A 307-nucleotide genomic window follows, 5' to 3' on the forward strand; every position below is an offset into this window, starting at 1 on the left:
CCGCTTCAACGGCAAGGTGACCGTCACCGCGGGCAGCGCCGCGATCAGCACCTGGACCACGACCGTCACGCTGACGTCCCCGCAGAAGGTCTCCACGACCTGGAACGGCCCGCCCACCTGGGACAGCAGCGGCAATGTGATGACCATGAAGCCGAACGGCAACGGCAGCCTCGCGGCCGGGGCGTCGACGAGCTTCGGCTTCACGGTCATGAAGAACGGCAGTACCGCGGCGCCCGTCCTCGGATCCTGTACGGCGTCCTGACCACGGGGTGACGCCGACGTTCCGGTGCGGCGGACCGGTCCGCCG

General features: G+C 69.7%; 1 protein-coding gene. It reads left to right on the forward strand.

Features of this window, described 5'->3' with window-relative positions; translation table 11 throughout:
* Nucleotides 1-262: cellulose binding domain-containing protein (locus TN53_RS43770; protein ID WP_046264518.1), on the forward strand; the 262-nt coding region annotated here is incomplete at its 5' end.
* Between the last annotated feature and the right edge of the window lie 45 nt (nt 263-307).

The sequence above is a fragment of the Streptomyces sp. WM6386 genome, from assembly GCF_000972385.1.
GTDB lineage: Bacteria > Actinomycetota > Actinomycetes > Streptomycetales > Streptomycetaceae > Streptomyces.